Here is a 16,643-nt window from a genome sequence, read left to right as displayed (position 1 = left end):
AAGGTGAAATTTGTCTGCTGATCATTTTACGCTCATACATCGCGATACCTCTTGCGGAGCGCGTCTCGGTTCTTTGAAAACAGCCCATGGAATGATAGAAACCCCTATCTTCATGCCAGTTGGCACCAATGCCACGGTCAAGGCCATGACTCCTGAAGATCTACTGGCAATAAATGCCCAAATTATACTGGCCAATACCTATCATCTCTATCTGAGGCCCGGCCACAAGCTGGTCAAGAAACTGGGTGGACTGCACAATTTTATGAACTGGCAGCGGCCGATGTTGACCGATAGCGGTGGTTTTCAGGTGTTCAGCCTCGGAGATCTTCGTAAAATCAGCGAGCATGGGGTTAAGTTTCAGTCACACCTGGATGGGTCATACCATGTTTTGACACCGGAACTTGCCATTGAAATTCAGGAAGATCTTGGTGCAGATATCATCATGTGCTTTGATGAATGCCCGCCTGCCACAGCTGATTACAATTATGTTGTGCGCTCTCTTGAGATGACCACCCGCTGGGCGCGCCGCTGCAAAGATGCACACACCCGCCAGGACCAACTGCTTTTTGGCATAATTCAAGGCGGAATGCATCATGATCTGAGGGCACGCAGCCTTGCTGATATATGTTCCATCGGGTTTGACGGTTACGCATTGGGTGGACTTTCCGTTGGTGAGACCAAAGAACAGATGTACGGCGTGATGGAAGCCTGTGCTTCGATGATGCCGAAGGATAAACCTCGCTACATCATGGGAATCGGTGCTCCGGAAGATCTGGTCGAAGCTGTCTGGCATGGTTATGATATGTTCGATTGTGTCATGCCCACCCGGAATGCACGCAACGGCATGCTGTTTACAAGTCAGGGACGTATCAACATAAAGGCAAAAATATACGAGGAAGATGAACGGCCACTTGATCCTGAGTGTGGGTGCCATGTCTGTCGCACCTATTCACGGGCATATTTGCGTCATCTTTACCGTAGCGGAGAAATACTAGCATCAAATCTAAACACCTATCACAACCTGTATTTCTATCTTGATCTGATGCGACGAATTAGAGAATCGATCCTGGAAAATAGCTTTACCGCTTTCCGACACTCGTTTTTTGAAAAAAGCGTGTATAATCAAAAAAACTGAAGGAGGATTAATCATGTTTGGAGTAGCGTTTGCAATGGCAGGTGCTCCTGGAGGAGCAGGTGGACCTGCTGGGGGAATGGCAGCTTTCGGGCAGATCATACCGCTGGTATTCATGTTTGCTATATTTTATTTCCTGCTGATCCGCCCACAGCAGAAAAAAGCAAAAGAACATAAGGCGCTGCTAGATGCCATTAAAAAAGGAGATAATGTCATTACTGCAGGCGGTGTTCACGGTAAGGTAATTGCCGTTGAAGATAGTATAGTAAATCTTGAAATTGCCACTGGTGTGGTGGTGAAAATCAACAAGCCATACATCGCTTCCGTAAAAAAAGATTGATCATCAGTCCCGTTATCGCAAAAAATCTATTACAAATTGTATGCAATCATCTTTGAAGGGAGGTCGAATTCCATGCCGAAAGGAATTGGCTGGCGTATCAGTCTGATATGTATCTTTGTGCTGCTGTCGTTTCTTTACCTGACCCCCACACTCGCGACTAAACTACCATCATGGTGGGGAGGACTTCTGCCTAAGGACAAGATTCACCTTGGTCTTGATCTACAGGGTGGAACCCATCTTGTGTTGGAAGTTGATACACAGAAAGCTGTAGAAGGCTCACTGGATATTGTCGCAACCGATCTCGAAGATACCTTGACGGGTAAAAATCTTCATTTTAAGCGCATCTCCCGCACAGGCAGCGATAAAGTCACTTTGGTGGTATACGAAAAAGGTACCGCTGATGCTGTACAAAAGCTGGTCAAAGAAAAGTATCCTGATTATGAACAAAGCCCTGTTTTTGATGAGGGAGGCTTCGTTGCTTTTAATCTTCGCATAAATGAGAAAGATGCCCAGGACCGCAAAGACAAATCTGTGGCCCAGGCACTTGAGACAATTCGCAACAGGATTGACCAATTTGGTGTTTCCGAACCGGTTATTCAACGTGAAGGGATCAATCACATTGTTGTTCAACTTCCCGGTATCAAAGACCCTCAACGTGCTATTGATCTGATTGGCAAGACGGCACGTCTGGAATTCAAGATGGTGAGGGAGGATATTCCTCCATCTTCAACAACCATTCCTGATGATGCTGAACTCCTGAAGGAAAAAACAGTTGATCCCACCACTGGCGCTGTAAACGAGATACCCTTGGTGCTGCAGAAAAAAGCACTCATCACCGGTGACCTGCTGACAGATGCCCAGGTGCGGATTGATTCTCAGTTCAACCAGCCTTACGTTGCCATAGATTTCAGTTCACTTGGCGCCAAACTGTTTGATCAGGTAACAGCTGCAAATGTTGGCAAGCGTTTCGCCATAGTACTTGACAACAACATCTATTCCGCACCGGTTATTCGGGAGCGCATTTCCGGCGGCAGCGCCCAGATATCAGGAAACTTTACCGAAAAAACTGCTGCTGACCTCGCCATCGTACTCAGAGCCGGAGCTCTTCCTGCACCGGTAAAAATTATTCAGAACGAAACCGTCGGCCCCTCCCTTGGACAGGATTCCATCAGTAAAGGCTTGATGGCCGGTATGATCGGTGTGCTTCTGGTAATCGGTTTTATGGCTATCTATTACAAATTATCAGGATTGATCGCCGATTTCGGGATGGTCTTGAACATACTGTTCCTGATGGGGGCTCTTGCAGCTTTGGGTGCTACACTGACACTACCCGGTATTGCAGCTATTGTTCTGCTGGTTGGGATGTCAGTTGATTCAAATGTCATCATTTTTGAACGAATCCGCGAGGAGCTCAAACTCGGAAAGAGCCCGGGAGCAGCCCTGGATGCTGGTTACGACAAAGCTTTTCTGACAGTCATGGACTCTCATGTCACTACGCTGATTACCGCAGCCGTGCTATTTCAGTTCGGAACAGGGCCAGTCAAGGGATTCGCTGTTTCCCTTAGTTTGGGTGTCATCATCAACCTGTTTACCTCACTAATTGGTACAAAAGTGATTTTCGACATGTTTCTGCATAAAGGAACTGTCAAAAAATTGAGTATATAGGGGGGATTATGGAACTTCTGGGTAAGACAAACATAGATTTTATAGGACAGCGCAACATATCATTCATAATTTCGGCCATAATTTCCATTATCGGCATTATCGGAGTTATTCAGATAACGCGTGGTGCGGCCAATATGGGCATAGATTTCTCAGGTGGGACGTCGATGCAGGTCAGATTCAGTAAACCTGTGCCGATCTCAGAAGCACGAGTTGCCCTGCACAAAAATGGCATTGCCAAGGTTGATCTGCAGGAGATCAAGGATAGTAATAAACTGCTGGTGAAAATTGATAAAAACACAACTGTGGCTCTTGGTAAAGCTGCTGAGGCGGTTCAGGTAGCTTTTAAAAAAGGTTTTCCTGACAATGCTTTTACCGTGGAAAGCTCTACTGAAATTGGTCCGTCCATTGGAGAAAAACTGCGTAAGGATACTCTCGTAGCGGTGTTGATTTCCTTGCTGGGAATCATCCTCTACATCGCATGGCGTTTCGATTTCAAATTCGGTATTGGTGCCATAGCTGCTACAACTCATGATGTTCTTGCAATGTTTGCAGTTTTTTTCTTGCTGAACAAGGAGATCAACCTTCTTTTCATTACTGCGGTTCTAACAATAGCCGGTTACTCTTTGACTGATACAGTGGTTGTGTTTGACCGAATACGTGAAAATCTTCACAAAAATCTCAAAGGCGCCATGGATAACATCTTTAATGCCAGTATAAATGAGGTTTTATCTCGAACCATAATAACTTCCCTGACTACATTCATAGCGGCTGCTTCTCTCTTTTTCTTCGGCGGAGAGGTAATTCACGATTTTTCTCTGGCTCTTCTCGTTGGTATAGCTGTGGGGACATATTCCTCTGTGTTTGTCGCTAGTCCCATCGTTGTGCTACTTGAGAACCGGGCACTTAAGGGTGCCAAGGCGTGATCGCCTCCATATCAGAATGAAGGAGTAACGCACATTGAAAAAAGAATCAATTTTGATAGCAGCTGTTGCACTGGTAGTGGGCCTTTTAGGTGGCTACTTAGTTTTTACCATCAGTAATGCTGGCAAGACACAACAAACGCCCCAAGCCATCCCTACAGGGTCTGGCTCGCCAACTGACTATTCACGCCGTATTACTGAAGCTGAAAAAATCGTTGCTGCTGAACCGAAGAACATGAACGCATGGCTCTCCTTGGGGAATGATTACTTCGATACTGATCAACCACAGAAGGCAATCAATGCTTACAATAAGGTTCTTGAACTCGATCCTAATAATGCGAATGTCCTCACTGATCAAGGTGTGATGTATCGTAAGGTAGGATGGTTTGACAAGGCATTGGCCAACTTCGAAAAAGCTCAGCAGCTTGACCCGAGGCATCTGCAGAGTCTGTACAATCTTGGGGTAGTGTATGCGATCGATTTGAAGCAGCCCGACAAGGCGGCAGTGGTTTGGAAAAAGTATCTTCAACTTGATTCCAATAGCCCCACAGCCATGCAGATTAAGGAAATGATGCAATCAGGCTCCGGCGGTTGGCAGCAAAAAAAATAATGGTATAGAATCCCCCGCTTAGACGGGGGATTTTTTTTGTGCAATTGTTTGGCAGGAGCACGCTTGAGGCTCCATGTAAACATAAAGGAAATTGATGCAGAGAAACTGGATAATCAAAAAAATATGTAAGCACGACACCGTTCCGTCCTGGGGTGCTGCTTTTCATCCTATACTTTTAAAAGTACTGTTGAGACGGTCGATCAGTTCATATGAAGATGCATTGAAATATTTATCGCCTGGTCTCAGAGATATGCTCGATCCCCTCCTTCTCAAGGGGATAGAGCCAGCTGTCAGGCGTCTTTTGTCAGCCCGGCAAGCAGGAGAAACCGTTTGCATTTATGGTGACTATGACGTGGACGGCATCACCGGTACTGCTCTCTTGGTATCATTCCTGCGCGAGGTTGGTTTTTGCTGCCACTATTTTATTCCTAACCGGTTTGATGACGGTTATGGTCTTAATCGGGATGCACTTGGGCACATTATAGAAAAATATAGTGCCACATTGATCATCTCTGTAGACTGCGGCATTACTTCTATTGATGAGGCACTGTTCTGCCGGCAAAAGGGTGTCGACCTTATTATTACTGATCATCATACTCCCCGTGAAGCCATTCCTGATGCGGTGGCAGTGATCAACCCGCTGCAGCCGGGATGTACCTATCCGTTCAAATCACTGGCAGGAGTAGGTGTTGCCTTCAATCTGCTGATTGCTCTGCGTGCAATTCTCCGCGAAGAAGGGTTTTTTGGTGCCGCCAACGGTCCTGACTTACGTCAATGGCTTGATCTTGTAGCCCTAGGTACGATTGCAGATGTGGTTCCGTTGATCGGCCAGAACCGTATCTACGCCTTTCATGGTCTGAGGCACCTATCAAGTTCTGCTAAAGTTGGTATCCAATCGCTTAAACGAGTTGCCGGAATCGGTGGTATTGTCAGTTGTGGTCAAGTTGGTTTTCTGCTGGCTCCGCGACTGAATGCTGCTGGACGTATGGAAAGTGCAGTGCCTGGTGTCGAGCTGTTATTGGGTGCTGGAGAGAAAGAAACATTTGAGATTGCCACTGACCTTGATGCCGCTAATTCTGAACGTCAAGCTGTGGAACGACGCATCTTTGAGGAAGCTGTTGAGATGGTGGAGGCCTCTCGCTGCTATCCGGCATGTCGCAGTATTGTGCTTGCCTCTGATTCGTGGCATCAAGGTGTTGTGGGTATTGTTGCTTCTCGCCTGGTCGAACGTTATCACCGCCCGACCATCCTGATTGCTCTAACCGGTGACGGAATAGCAAAGGGGTCAGGGCGGAGCATTCCCGGTTTTCATTTGTTGAACGCACTTACTTCCTGCTCAGACCATTTAGCACGCTTTGGCGGTCATAGCTATGCAGCCGGTATAGGGCTGAAAGAGGAATTGGTAGATACGTTTGCCGCTGCCTTTGAGGCTGAATCCTCACGCTTGCTGAATCCTGAAGACCTTATTCCCACTCTGATCATCGATGCAGAAGCCCATCCGGAAAATGTTACAATTGAACTAGCACGGGAACTGAAACGGCTTGAGCCATTCGGTGCCGGTAATCCGGAGCCGGTGCTGATGATGCGCGGGTTGACGATCATTGAGCGTCGGGTAGTAGGGGAAAATCATTTGCGATTGCGGCTAAGCAGAGATGGATACATCTTTTACGCTATTGCTTTTCGGATGGCAGAGCGTGAAACTGCTGGAATGATGGACATTGCTTTTTATCCGGAAATCAATGAGTGGAACGGCAGTTCTTCTCTCCAGCTGAGAATAAAGGATCTACGTCCATCGGAGCACCAACATGCAGCGTAGCGAGCGATTTGACAGCGCTGAACGAATCATCCGGATTGGTTTCTGGATAAATGCTTTTTTGATGATTTTTAAATTGGGAGCCGGTTATTGGGGACACTCGGACGCCGTGTTTGCTGACGGTATTGAAAGTGCTTGCGATTTTATCGCGATCTTCGCCACTTTACTGGCTTTCAAGCTCGGTCGATTGCCCTTTGACAAGCAGCACCCCTACGGCCATGGAAGGGCTGAAAATCTTGCAGCATTGCTTGTTTCTCTTGTAATTATCCTTAGTGGTTTGTGGATTCTAGGAGATTCGGTGCATGCGATATTAAACCGATCTTTTAAATCCCCTGCCATAATTGCAGTTATTGCGTCATTTCTAACTATCATCATAAAGGAATGGCTTTATCGTTTTACTAATAAAACCGCTACCAGATTAAACAGTCCTGCTCTTCTGGCCATGGCCAAAGATCACCGTAAGGATGCTATCACCTCCGTCGCGACTTTGTTCGGAGTATGCGGTGCTTTCTTTGGTTTTTCCATTCTAGACCCCTTGGCTGCCGGTCTAACGTCCTTTTTTATTCTACATATCGGGTGGCACACATTTCGCGAGGCTTCCCATGATTTGATGGATGGTGCTGCTCCTACCGATTTCATCGAAGAGGTGACACGTCTTGCAGAAAATGTGGAAGGGGTGGAGCATGTACATGAAATACGCGGTCGTCGCTCGGGTCAGTACGTGATCATAGACCTGAAGCTGGAAATGGATCCTGACATGACAGTCAAGACATCCCATGGTGTTGCCACCAAGGTTAAGGAATTGATCTTTGAGGGATTCCCGAATGTCGGTGACGTGATGATTCATATAAACCCCCATGAGGAGGAACATGAGGATCTGATACGACTGTAAACTGCTTGCTGCAGTTTGACATTTCCACGAGTAGGGGTAAGCTTAAAAGCTTACTCTGTGGAAATACTGTACTTCATCAATTGTATGAAGTCGCGGCTGAAAAGGAGCCGGTTCGCACGTCCATCAATGACGCGAGCGACCGGCTATTTTTTCAGTACAAGCTGTCAGGACGGCAACAGGAGGCACTATTATGACTCTAAGTGGAAAAATTCAGGAAAATGCGGTATTCATTGAATTTCTTGCAGGATCAGGATTGGCAATTCTCTTTCATCTGGTACTACACAAGCCGGATGCAGCCTACAGCATATTCGGAATAGGTATTCTACTCGCACTTGGGACTTATCTACTGCGTGAGGATTTAGAAAGAACACGGCGTGGATTGATAGAGCAGTACCATCATGCCCATGAAATAACGTTTGCCATGGCCCGGATCTCAGAGCCCGAATGTTTTCTCAAAGCTCAGGACCTGCTGGCAGGGACGATCCGAACCATCACTCAGCTCCAGCAGGGATGCATTCCGCTGCTGGAGACGGAATTCTATATGGAAGGAGCCAAATGCGCGGATTTTGTGATAAAAAAAATTCTGGCGGTTGACCCCATGACCAGCGGCTGGAATTCCCGGGGAGCCCTTGTCAATTTTTACCAGGCTAACCTGCGGGCTGTTAAGCGGGGGGTGGAAATCTCGCGCATTTTTATCATGAACCGTGATGAACTCAGCCATCCAGACGTGCAGAAGGTGCTCCTGTGCCAACTTCATGACGGGATTTCGGTGCGCATCGCCTTTCGCGATGAACTCCCGGCTGGCAACGGCATGGGCAGCCGGGATGCCACGAGTTCCTATGATTTTGCGATTTTTGATGGTCATACCGCTGCTGAGGTATTGCCACAACTTGGTACCTATTTTGGCTGCAAGACTTCAGATGCTTACAATGTGGAAAAATTGCAGCGCATGTATGACCTGATCGCCCACTCCGCCCATATCATCGTCGAAGAACACGGAGAAATTACAGTGGCCTCAACAGAGGCACTTAAAGCAGCAGCATAGGTCGTTTGATTCATTCACTTTCATCGGCAGGAATCATGGAACAACAGCTTCCCATAGATCAGGTGCTTCCCGAACTGACCGCCGCCATTACGGCCGGGCAGAACGTGATCCTGCATGCTCCTCCCGGAGCGGGCAAAACCACCCGTGTTCCCCTGGCACTGCTCGAACTGCTTCCTCCCGAAGCCGGGCGCATCATCATGCTTGAGCCGCGCCGGTTGGCTGCGGTTTCCGCTGCACGCTGGATGGCTGCCAGCCTCGGAGAAGAGGTAGGCAAGACAGTTGGCTATTCGATTCGGTTTGAAAGTTGTGTTTCAACTGACACTCGTATCGAAGTTGTCACTGAAGGAATACTGACCCGCCGTTTGCAAAGTGACCCGCTCCTTGAAGGGGTTGACATGGTTATCTTTGACGAGTTCCATGAACGGAGCATCCATGCCGATCTGGGGCTGGCCCTGTGTCTTGATGTGCAGAGTCAGGTACGAGACGATCTGCGTATTCTGGTCATGTCAGCTACCCTAGAATGTCAGCCCCTATCCCGGTTGATGAACGCACCAATCATCAGTTCGGAGGGGGTTTCTTTTCCTGTCGAGGATGTGTATCTGGAAGAGCGCAGTTCAGAATACCTGCCCCGTCGCATGACTGCAGCGGTGCAACGGGCATTGATTGAACGAGAAGGTGACATTCTGGTGTTTCTGCCAGGGGCCGGAGAAATCGGAGCCTGTGCCCAGCAACTAGCCGATATTGGAGTTGAAGCGCAAGGTATCACGGTTCATCAGCTCTATGGCGATCTTCCTTTCGATTCGCAGCAGAAAGCCATCCAACCAGGTCCCCAGCGAAAAGTTGTGCTTGCAACCAGCATTGCCGAGACCAGCCTGACCATTCAAGGGGTGAGGGTGGTGATTGATAGCGGTCTTTCGCGGAGGGTAAAGCACGATCAGTCCAACGGCATGAACAGGATGGTGACGGTGCGTGCCTCCCGGGCCTCGGCACTGCAACGCAGAGGCAGGGCAGGGCGCGTTGCTCCTGGTGCCTGTTATCGGCTGTATAGCAGGCATTCTTTCAGTGCAATGACTCCTCACACTCCTCCAGAGATTTTTGAGGCCGATCTCTCTCCGCTTGTGCTGGAATTAGCGGCGTGGGGAAATCTGGATCCAACGGCACTTGCCTGGCTCGACCCACCACCTGAGGCTGGCATTGCAGCAGCACGTAACCTGCTGCAGCAGTTGGGTGCCCTTGACCACAACTTCAGGATTACTGCTTGTGGCAGACAAATGGCGGCACTGCCGCTGCATCCGCGTCTGTCCCGTCTGTTGCTGCGGGCCCGAGAATTGAAAGTCGTCGACCTGGGGTGTGATCTGGCAGCCTTGCTTTCCGAGCGCGATATTTTCAGGCGCAAGGCTCATGGAACTGGCAGGGAGTTCAACTTTGATGTCGGTGATCGAGTAGAAATATTGCGTGAGTGGCGATCAACCGGACGCACGGGAAACGGGATCGACAGTAATGCCATCAGATCTGTTGACCGGGTTTCCCGTCAGTTGCAGAGGTTGACTGGCAGTATGCGGCCCGCTTCATTACAATTTGAGGATGATGATCTTAGCCGTCTGCTGCTGACCGCCTATCCTGACCGTGTTGCTCAACACCGTGACGGAGAAAGGGGCCATTATCTGCTTTCCAATGGTCGGGGCGCCTGCCTGGCCAGAGAAGCGAAAGGTGGTGTAGCACCTCTGCTGATAGCCACCTCAGTGGACGGGGGAGGGCAGGGAGAAGGAATCATTCATATGGCAGCTTCACTTTCGGAGAAAGTGTTGAGAAGCGAAGCGGCCGAACACATTTACCAAAGGGATGGCATAACCTGGGATGAACGCGAGGGTCGAGTAACTGCGGTGAGGGAGGAATGCTTTGGTGCATTGCGTTTGTCGTGCGCTTTCTTCGTACCACAGCCGGAGACGGTGCTGCCAATTGTCGTTGAAGCGGTTCGTATTTCATGTATGACTCTGCTGGACCGCCAGGACAGCTTTTATCAGCTTCAGGCACGGGTTCGTCTGGTCGGTATTGCTTATCCGACTGACGGCTGGCCTGACGTGAGCGATGCAGTTCTGCTGGATACGCTGGAAGAATGGCTGGCACCGCACCTCACTGGTCGCCGCACAGCACAGCAGCTTGCGGCTGTTGACAGCACGACCGCACTCTTCGGTCTGCTGGATTACCGTCAAAGACAGTCCCTTGAGCAACTGGCGCCGACACATCTTGTGGTACCCAGCGGCTCACACATCAGGATTGATTACAGCAGTGGGGATCTGCCGGTATTGGCCGTAAAACTGCAGGAGTTGTTCGGACTGGCCGATTCGCCGACTGTAGCCGGAGGGAGGGTGCAGGTGCTGCTGCATTTGCTGTCGCCTGCCGGAAGGCCGTTACAGGTGACCAAAGATCTTAAAGGGTTCTGGAATGGATCGTATCATCAGGTGAAAAAGGAAATGAAGGGGCGCTATCCCAAACATCCCTGGCCGGATGATCCCTGGAGTGCGCCCCCCACGAAGAAAGTTAAATCCAAGATGTAACTGCTTGTAACTCTCCTATGGCTGAGCAGCCGCGCGTATCCTGAATTGCCATTCAGTTGGTTTTGTACCGCGTATCGCCTCAACCCCTCGATCCTGATTTGCCGCCAGATGTCGCAGAATCGTGAATAGAGTTTCAGCTTCCTCCGGCCTGCCGAGCATCGCCGCTATCTCGTCTGCAGTCAAAAGCTGCCGGCGTCTTTCAAGCAGGTCAACAACCTCCAACTGCAAGGCTATTACCACCCCGGCGGCTTTTTTACCCGCTTCAACGCCCGGCTGGTGATAGGCATTGATGTTGATCAGGCTGGCATATAATCCCACACAGCGTTCAAACAAGGCGATCAATGCACCGATAGTGCGGCTGTCGATCCGCTCCACTGTAAGGGTCATTGACTCTCTTCCCTTCTCGTACAAGGCGGTGCGGGTGCCTTGCAGAAACCCGAACAGGAAATCGCCGCTTGTAATCCCTTTTTCCACCTGCATTGAAGAACTTTCCCGGTCTTGAAGAACTTCTATGAAGGTAACAAAAAAGTTGGCCACACCTTCGCGCAGTTGCTGTACATAGGCGTGTTGATCGGTGGAACCCTTGTTGCCGTACACCGTCAGACCCTGGCTGGCCTGCTTTCCGTCAAGATCGAGCTCCTTGCCAAGCGATTCCATGATCAACTGCTGCAGATAACGTGAGAAGAGCAGCAGGCGGTCCTTGTAGGGGAGCATGACCATATCTTTTTCGCCCCGGCCGTTGGTGGCATAGTGCCACATGAGCGCCATCAATGCGGCCTGATTCTGCATGGTCACAGGTCGGCGGGTACTCTCGTCGCAGACTTTTGCACCTTCCAGCAGAGCGCGGATATCGATTCCCTGCAGGGCGGCAGGCAAGAGGCCCACAGCAGAGGTTACGGACGTGCGTCCACCGACCCAATCCCACATGGGAAAGCGCTCCAGCCATCCCTGTGAACCGGCAAGGCGGTCAAGCTCACTGCCCTCACCAGTCACGGCAACTGCATGGCGTGAGAAATCAAGTCCTGCCCGTTCATACGCTGCCTGGGTTTCCAGCATGCCATTTCGCGTTTCTTTGGTGGAACCGCTTTTGGATATGACGATAACCAGAGTCTGCTTAAGCTGGTTCCCCAGTTCTGCAAAAACACGGTCCATACCATCCGGATCAGTATTATCCAGAAAATACGACCGCATCTTATCGTTGGGTGAGGCAAGGGCATCGGCCACGAACTGTGGGCCGAGAGCAGAACCACCGATACCGACAACAAGCACATTCTTGAAAAGGTTACCGCCAGGGGGGGTAATGGTGCCACTGTGAATCTTCTTTGCAAACTCTTCAACCTGAGAAATAGTTTTTTCAATTTCATTTCGCAGATCGTTTGAGGGTGCAAGTGCCGGGTTACGAAGCCAGTAATGGCCTACCATGCGCTGTTCGTCGGGATTGGCGATGGCGCCTTTCTCAAGGTCTGCCATGGCGGCAAAAGCCTTTTGCATGGCCGGTTCCATCTGTTCAAAAAACCGGTCATCGAAGCGCATGCGACTGATATCCAGTGATATTCCGATCTCCGGGGCGGTACAAAGGCAGGATGCAAAGCGATACCAGAGCTCGGTTTTCTGCATAAGTGGGGTCTCCTTGTGTGATCTATGGTCAGTATCTAGTTGATATAAGCACATAGTCCGGAAGATTCAAGCAATAATTTTAATTATTACGGTATCACCTAAAACAGCATATGATTAAAATGTGTGGTAGAAATAACCAGAAAAATTGATGCAGGTTATGTCTTCCTGTTAACCTTCAACGATAGTTTTTCAGCCATGGATTGATATAATTTGCATTCAACAAGAAACCAGGAGGATTCAATGTCTCGACTCTTTTCCCCACTGACACTTCGCTCTGTTACCTGTCGCAATCGCATTTTCGTCTCCCCCATGTGCATGTATTCCAGTCGGGACGGAATGCCTACCGACTGGCATATGGTTCATCTTGGAAGCAGGGCTGTTGGGGGCGCCGGACTGGTTATGGTCGAAGCGACGGCTGTCAGTCCCGAGGGGCGTATCAGCCCTGATGACAGCGGGCTCTGGAGTGATGCACATGCCGAAGCATTCCTGCCGATTACGCGCTTCATGCGGGAAAATGGTGCGGTCGCTGCTATCCAGCTGGCCCATGCCGGCCGTAAAGGCTCCTGCGAGCTTCCCTGGCGTGGGGGCGGCCCGCTTGGGGCGGAAGAATGCGGCTGGCAGCCGTTGGCTCCCAGTTCACTGCCATTCACCCAGCGCCACCCAATACCGCGCTCTCTCTCGATCAGTGATCTGGAAGAGATTGAAGAACAGTTTCGTCTGGCTACCAGGCGTTCGCTGAAAGCCGGTTTCCAGGTAGTGGAAATCCACATGGCCCATGGATATCTGCTCCATGAATTTCTTTCTCCGCTTGTTAATCATCGTAGCGATGAATATGGAGGCAGCCTCGAAAACCGCATGCGTTTTCCGCTACAGATCACCCGAGCCGTCCGTAAGGAGTGGCCGGAAGAATTGCCGTTGTTTGTACGTATTTCTGCAACTGATTGGGTCGAAGGGGGCTGGGATATCGAACAGTCTGTGATTCTGTCCAGGGAACTGAAGAAGTTGGGGGTTGATCTGATTGACTGCTCATCGGGTTTCGTGGTGCCCGATGAACCTGTTCCCTATGGCCCCGGTTTTCAGGTGCCGTTTGCTGCAAGGGTACGCAGCGAAGCGGGAATTGCTACCGGTGCAGTGGGATATATTACTGACCCCGCTCAGGCGGAGACGATCCTGGCTACCGGGCAAGCAGATGCAGTACTGCTGGGACGGGAGATGCTGAGAGATCCCTACTGGCCCTTGCATGTCGCTCCTCGCCTGAGGGCTAACGTGCCCTGGCCGGACCAGTACAACAGGGGTAAATAACCTTTTTACCGTTTACCCCATATCTTGAGCAGAGCCGGCAGAAAAGCCAGAAAGACCGCCACGCTGGCGACCATGCCAAAGGACATGACGGCACCGATGCTGAAAACACCCTGATGATGAGCAACCATCAAGGCACCGAAGCTGAACAGAATTGTCAGGGCATTGAGGAACACGCCGATGCCTGCGCTGCTCATTACAACCTGGGCAGGAGTTTCCTCTCCCTGACGATAGCGGTTGATGACATAGATGGCTGAATCGATGCCGACACCCAGGATGAGAGGCAGGACAATGATGTTTGCAGAGTTGAAGCTGACGCCGGCCACCCACATGCCCCCTACCATCAGCAGCAAACCTGCCGCCAGGGGCAGCGATCCGAGCAGGGCATAACGAATACTTTTGAAGTTGATCAGCAGGATGACGGCAATGCCGATGAAAGCATAAGCGAACGCCCTCAGATAGGAGTTCCGCAGGATGGTCAGTGACTCGTACACCATAACCGGTTCACCGGTTGCTGCAGGGACAATGCTTTTTACCTGGCTGACAAACTCGGCCAGTGGTTCACGTTCGAAAATTTCTTTTTTGGGTGCCACCTGCAGCAGCAGTTTACCGTTTTTGCTGATGAAGCGCTCTTTCAGTTGTGCCGGAACTTCAGCTTCAGAAACTGCTGAAGCGTTCAAGCTTTCTTTCATCATGGTCAATTTGGCAGGCAGCTCCGCAAACATGCTTCCTTGAAACTCCCTCAGCATACCAAGTGCATTTTTGTCTTTCTCTTTTTCCAATGATGCAAAAAAATTGTCCAAAGTGCCCAGGAAAGCGCTCACCGTCTTCGCTTCAGGCTTATTGTCTTTTTCCAAATCCATTTTCAGTTTGTTCACCCGATCACGAAAATTCTCGAAAACTGTGGGGAGTTCCATGACCCGCAGGTTTTCCTCATATGGCACGGGCCTGACTTGATCCATGATCTGGCGCAGAGCAGCAAGTTCAGCCAGTTTTGCCTCCTGCTGGTCAGGCACCAGGCTGGCAACGCTGACAACATGATCAACAGCCGGCAACTTCTCCAGGCGTTGGGTCAATTGTTGCGCCTCTTGCTTGTCTCTGGCAGTCACTGCAGCGAAGTATCCGGAGTTCTCCTTGCTGCGCATTAATTTATAAGCATACTCCACCGATTGGAGCCCTTTGGCCTGCAGGTTCATCAGGTTGTAATCGAAGCGCATCTGCAGAGTGGGGTAGATACAGAGAAGTGAGAGCAGCAGGGTAAAGGTGATGACTGCGCGTGGTTTATCGAAGAGAAGACCCAGGGGGGCGCCTTTGACAACTTTAGATGTTCTGATTCGGGATCTGGAACGGAAGCGTTCGAGCAGTATCAGCATTGCCGGCAATACGGTAAAGGTAGAGATGACGCAGATAACAACTCCGCCTGCTGCGATAATTCCAAGTTCAGCAATTCCCTTGAAATCTGTAAAGGCAAACGTGGCAAAGGCCAGCGCTACTGTGGCAGCCGCCATGATTATGGAGCGAATATTGGCGCTGAGTCCGGTCTCAATGGCTTGCATCCCTTCGCTGCCTTTGCCAAGCTCTTCTTGATAACGAAGTACTACCTGAATACCGTACTCGATTCCCAGTCCGATCAGCATGATTGCAAAGACCATCGAAAGAATATTGAGGTGGCCTACGGCAAGAGTGGCAAAGCCGAAGGAGAGACAGATACCGACGATCAGTGAAACCATGGCTGCAACGACATTAAGGATGCCTCGAAAGGCGAACAGCAGCAGGAGTACGGTCAGGGATAGGGATAGGATGGTGGCAAGCTCGATATCCCGCTGGCCTGTAACCATTTCCTCGTATTCCAGCACAGGTACACCGGTCAGCCCTCCGCTCACTCCTTTGAATTCAGATCGTGCAAGAATCTCCTTTAAAGCGCCCCTCGCTGCTTTGATCGATTTTTCAGAGGCGACGAAACTTCCTTCTTCCTTGATCGGCCGCAGGGTGATTACCTGCTGTTTTCCTGCACTTTCCAGCAGGGAAGGTTCCCCTTCGCCGCTGCCCTTGAGAAAGGAATCCATTGAGAGAGCAGATGTTTTTCCATCGAAACCCTTAAAGCCTTTGTCCAGGGTTGATAGCATAAATGTCAGACTTTTGAGGGAATCTGCATCGGGTTTGGCGAGGTAACCATCAATCTGGGCGGTGAGGCTGGTAAACAGGGTCTGCACTGAAGGTGCGACAGCCAGATCCTTCAGGACAGGAGCGGCCATGGTCAAGGTACTGCGCAACCTTTTTATATCTTCCAACGGCATGAACAGAAGACCGTTTTTTCGGAAATAGGGAAGCCCCCCGGGGTAGAAGATTTCGCGATAGAGTCCCTTGTCCCTTGCCAGTCGCAGATAAAGTGCATCAGCGGCACGGGTTGATTTTTCAGCATCATCAGACTCAAGCACCGCTACAATCTCTTCCTGGTCGCCGAATTCCTCCCGATAGGCGCGATAATCAACCTGGAAAGAAGCGTTCTTGGGCATCAGGTCATCCCGGCCTGTTAGAAATTCCATTTTTTGCTTCGTGTACAGAACCGATAGCAATGATAAAACCAAGGCAAAGACCAGAATAAGTTTTGGATGACTAGCGACGATTGAAAACAGGCGGTTTGTATAGCGCTTATCTGACACGAAAAAACTCCTTGAAGTTAATGCGGAAAAAAAGTCTATTTTTATGGACCAAGAGCCACAAAAATGCAATGACAACCTTCGATGCAGAA

At 50.1% G+C, this 16,643-nt stretch carries 12 protein-coding genes; 10 read left to right on the top strand and 2 right to left on the bottom strand.

Going from position 1 to position 16,643, the window contains the following annotated elements; genetic code table 11:
- The first annotated feature begins 10 nt into the window (after positions 1–10).
- The 9 genes from tgt (at position 11) to hrpB (ending at position 10,975) form a co-directional block, all read left to right on the top strand.
- On the top strand, positions 11–1,135 hold the full coding sequence (gene tgt / locus KJB30_RS08065) for a tRNA guanosine(34) transglycosylase Tgt (protein ID WP_214297822.1): 1,125 nt from the start codon (positions 11–13) through the stop codon (positions 1,133–1,135).
- A gap of 13 nt (positions 1,136–1,148) precedes the next feature.
- Entirely contained in the window at positions 1,149–1,472 is a 324-nt protein-coding gene (gene yajC / locus KJB30_RS08060; protein WP_214297820.1) for a preprotein translocase subunit YajC, read from the top strand.
- Positions 1,473–1,544: 72 nt separating this feature from the next.
- On the top strand, positions 1,545–3,137 hold the full coding sequence (gene secD / locus KJB30_RS08055) for a protein translocase subunit SecD (protein WP_214297818.1): 1,593 nt from the start codon (positions 1,545–1,547) through the stop codon (positions 3,135–3,137).
- Positions 3,138–3,145: 8 nt separating this feature from the next.
- Positions 3,146–4,060 (top strand): protein translocase subunit SecF, encoded by a 915-nt coding sequence (secF, locus tag KJB30_RS08050; protein WP_214297816.1) that lies wholly within the window; start codon positions 3,146–3,148, stop codon positions 4,058–4,060.
- A gap of 34 nt (positions 4,061–4,094) precedes the next feature.
- Complete coding sequence (locus KJB30_RS08045; RefSeq protein WP_214297814.1) at positions 4,095–4,667, top strand: tetratricopeptide repeat protein; 573 nt, start codon at positions 4,095–4,097, stop codon at positions 4,665–4,667.
- A 94-nt stretch (positions 4,668–4,761) separates the two neighbouring features.
- Positions 4,762–6,483 carry a single-stranded-DNA-specific exonuclease RecJ gene (gene recJ, locus KJB30_RS08040; RefSeq protein ID WP_214297812.1) on the top strand — a complete coding sequence of 574 codons (1,722 nt, stop codon included), beginning with the start codon at positions 4,762–4,764 and terminating at the stop codon, positions 6,481–6,483.
- Complete coding sequence (locus tag KJB30_RS08035; RefSeq protein WP_214297810.1) at positions 6,473–7,372, top strand: cation diffusion facilitator family transporter; 900 nt, start codon at positions 6,473–6,475, stop codon at positions 7,370–7,372. Before recJ ends, KJB30_RS08035 begins: the two co-directional genes overlap by 11 nt.
- A gap of 190 nt (positions 7,373–7,562) precedes the next feature.
- Complete coding sequence (locus tag KJB30_RS08030) at positions 7,563–8,417, top strand: hypothetical protein (protein ID WP_214297808.1); 855 nt, start codon at positions 7,563–7,565, stop codon at positions 8,415–8,417.
- A gap of 35 nt (positions 8,418–8,452) precedes the next feature.
- Entirely contained in the window at positions 8,453–10,975 is a 2,523-nt protein-coding gene (gene hrpB, locus KJB30_RS08025; protein ID WP_214297806.1) for an ATP-dependent helicase HrpB, read from the top strand.
- A 15-nt stretch (positions 10,976–10,990) separates the two neighbouring features.
- Here the strand turns inward: hrpB and KJB30_RS08020 are convergent, their stop codons facing one another.
- Positions 10,991–12,592 carry a glucose-6-phosphate isomerase gene (locus KJB30_RS08020; RefSeq protein ID WP_214297804.1) on the bottom strand — a complete coding sequence of 534 codons (1,602 nt, stop codon included), beginning with the start codon at positions 12,590–12,592 and terminating at the stop codon, positions 10,991–10,993.
- Positions 12,593–12,832: 240 nt separating this feature from the next.
- Here KJB30_RS08020 and KJB30_RS08015 point away from each other — a divergent pair, with 240 nt between their 5' ends.
- Positions 12,833–13,894: an NADH:flavin oxidoreductase/NADH oxidase gene (locus tag KJB30_RS08015; RefSeq protein WP_214297802.1), complete on the top strand. Its 1,062-nt coding sequence runs from the start codon at positions 12,833–12,835 to the stop codon at positions 13,892–13,894.
- 5 nt (positions 13,895–13,899) lie between these two features.
- Here the strand turns inward: KJB30_RS08015 and KJB30_RS08010 are convergent, their stop codons facing one another.
- Positions 13,900–16,554 (bottom strand): MMPL family transporter, encoded by a 2,655-nt coding sequence (locus KJB30_RS08010; protein ID WP_214297800.1) that lies wholly within the window; start codon positions 16,552–16,554, stop codon positions 13,900–13,902.
- Positions 16,555–16,643: the final 89 nt, after the last annotated feature.

This window comes from Pelotalea chapellei, assembly GCF_018531195.1.
Taxonomy (GTDB): domain Bacteria; phylum Desulfobacterota; class Desulfuromonadia; order Geobacterales; family Pseudopelobacteraceae; genus Pelotalea; species Pelotalea chapellei.
Note: the sequence above shows the minus strand (reverse complement) of the source record. Positions and strands in the feature narration are given on the sequence as shown.

Bases quoted from the DNA above. Each gene is read 5' to 3' on its own strand.
- hrpB (WP_214297806.1), top strand. From the start codon at position 8,453: ATGGAACAACAGCTTCCCATAGATCAGGTGCTTCCCGAACTGACCGCC.
- secD (WP_214297818.1), top strand. From the start codon at position 1,545: ATGCCGAAAGGAATTGGCTGGCGTATCAGTCTGATATGTATCTTTGTG.
- recJ (WP_214297812.1), top strand. From the start codon at position 4,762: ATGCAGAGAAACTGGATAATCAAAAAAATATGTAAGCACGACACCGTT.
- KJB30_RS08020 (WP_214297804.1), bottom strand. From the start codon at position 12,592: ATGCAGAAAACCGAGCTCTGGTATCGCTTTGCATCCTGCCTTTGTACC.
- KJB30_RS08030 (WP_214297808.1), top strand. From the start codon at position 7,563: ATGACTCTAAGTGGAAAAATTCAGGAAAATGCGGTATTCATTGAATTT.
- yajC (WP_214297820.1), top strand. From the start codon at position 1,149: ATGTTTGGAGTAGCGTTTGCAATGGCAGGTGCTCCTGGAGGAGCAGGT.
- KJB30_RS08015 (WP_214297802.1), top strand. From the start codon at position 12,833: ATGTCTCGACTCTTTTCCCCACTGACACTTCGCTCTGTTACCTGTCGC.
- secF (WP_214297816.1), top strand. From the start codon at position 3,146: ATGGAACTTCTGGGTAAGACAAACATAGATTTTATAGGACAGCGCAAC.
- KJB30_RS08035 (WP_214297810.1), top strand. From the start codon at position 6,473: ATGCAGCGTAGCGAGCGATTTGACAGCGCTGAACGAATCATCCGGATT.